A 1,878-nucleotide genomic window follows, 5' to 3' on the forward strand; every position below is an offset into this window, starting at 1 on the left:
CCCCTCAACCACACCGTGTCCGGCGGCCTGGGTCCGGGGTGCTTCCACCCCGGGGGGGGCCGGGAGGCGGGGGGCTCGCGCGCGCAGGACGAGGACGGCGACAAACCCGCCGCCACCGGTCCGATAAGCCGCCGCAAGCCCAAACCGAAGAAGTCCAAGACCAAGAAGGCCCTGATCTGGGGCGGCGGCACCATGGCGTTCTTGCTGGTGGGCGGGTCGGTCGCGGCCTACCTGATCTACCAGCACCTGAACGGCAACATCAAGAAGGTCGACGTCGGCGAGAACAACCCGGCCGTCATCGACGGGCCCGTCAACATCCTGGTCATCGGCACCGACACCCGGAGCGGCAAGGGCAACGGGGACTACGGCGACAAGGACAGCGTGGGCCACGCGGACACCACGATCCTCTTCCACGTCTCCGAGGACCGCTCCAACGCCACCGCCCTGAGCATTCCGCGGGACCTGATCACCGACGTCCCCGAATGCTCGGTCAAGCAGGAGGACGGCTCCCGCAAGTCCATCCCCGGGCTGACCAACGTGCGGTTCAACACCAGCCTCGGGCAGGACGGCCGCGACCCCGGCTGCACCTGGAACACCGTCGAGAAGCTGACCGGGCTTGAGGTCGACCACTTCATGATGGCCGACTTCAACGCGGTCAAGACGCTGTCGACGGCGGTGGGCGGCGTCGAGGTGTGCCTCGCGCGCGACATCAACGACCCGAAGTCCAAGCTGAAGCTGAGCAAGGGCCGGCACAACATCCAGGGCGAGACCGCGCTCGCCTTCGTCCGCACCCGGCACGGCGTGGGCTTCGAGAGCGACCTGGACCGGATCAAGCTCCAGCAGCAGTTCCTCAGCTCGATGATCCGGGAGATGAAGTCGGGCGGCACGTTCAGCAGCCCGAAGAAGATGTGGAAGCTGAGCAACGCGGCCACCGACGCGCTCACCGTCGACACCGGCATCGGCAGCGTCAAGAAGCTGATGGACCTCGGCAAGGACCTGAGCAAGGTCAACACCAAGAACATCACCTTCGTGACGGTCCCGGTCTACGACAACACCGACAAGGTCACCGTCCTGCTCGACAAGCCCAAGGCCGAGCCGCTGTTCGCGATGGTCAGGGAAGACGTGTCGCTGACCGAGGTCAAGAAGAAGGAAAAAGCCGCAAAGAGCAAGGAAGCGGCACGCCTGAAGGGAACCCAGGCGGACTCCGCGAACGTTCGGGTGAGGGTGTTGAACGGCAGCGGCAAGCTGGGCGCGGCGCAGGAGACGGTGACCTGGATGCAGAATGACGAGGGCATCATCCGCAGCGCCAACGGCCAGAACGCCCCGGAGACCGACAAGACCACCCTGGAGTACGCGTCGAACCAGGCCGACCAGGCCAGGAAGCTCGCCGCCGTGATGGGCCTGCCCGGGTCCGCGCTCAAGCCCGGGACCGAGGAGGCCGAACCGATGGCGGAGATGACACTGACCCTGGGCAAGGACTTCAAGGGCGCGGGCGTCCCGCTGACCGCACCGCGCAAGGCGCCGAAGGACCTCCAGCGCATCGGCGCGGACGATAAGAACATCTGCGCGAAGTAATCTTCGTCTTCTGCACCATTTTGCAACGCGCCCGCCCATCAGGCCGGCACCACGACTGAGTAGCGGGGAGGCCCGATGCGGCACGGCGGCACACGGGGGGAGCGATCGAGACGACGTGTGCCCGAGGCCCGCGAGCTCGGCTGGGACGACGGCCTGTACGAGGAGGGCGACGGCCAGCACGCGGGGCCCGCTGCGGGTGGCCAGCACGCCGGGCCCGCTGCTGGTCAGCGCGGCGCAGCCACGGACGGTCAGCGCGGCGCTGGCGGCCGGCACTCGGCGCCGGCGCCGGCTGACGAGCGCCCC

At 68.0% G+C, this 1,878-nt stretch carries 2 protein-coding genes; both read left to right on the forward strand.

Annotated elements, in window-relative coordinates:
- Positions 1–15: 15 nt before the first annotated feature.
- Complete coding sequence (locus tag AAHZ94_RS33455; protein WP_502964862.1) at positions 16–1,575, forward strand: LCP family protein; 1,560 nt, start codon at positions 16–18, stop codon at positions 1,573–1,575.
- 117 nt (positions 1,576–1,692) lie between these two features.
- Positions 1,693–1,878, forward strand: a 186-nt coding sequence (locus AAHZ94_RS33460; protein WP_349997457.1) for a hypothetical protein, incomplete at its 3' end; no start/stop codon positions are given.

Source organism: Streptomyces sp. HSW2009 (assembly GCF_040240285.1).
GTDB lineage: Bacteria > Actinomycetota > Actinomycetes > Streptomycetales > Streptomycetaceae > Streptomyces.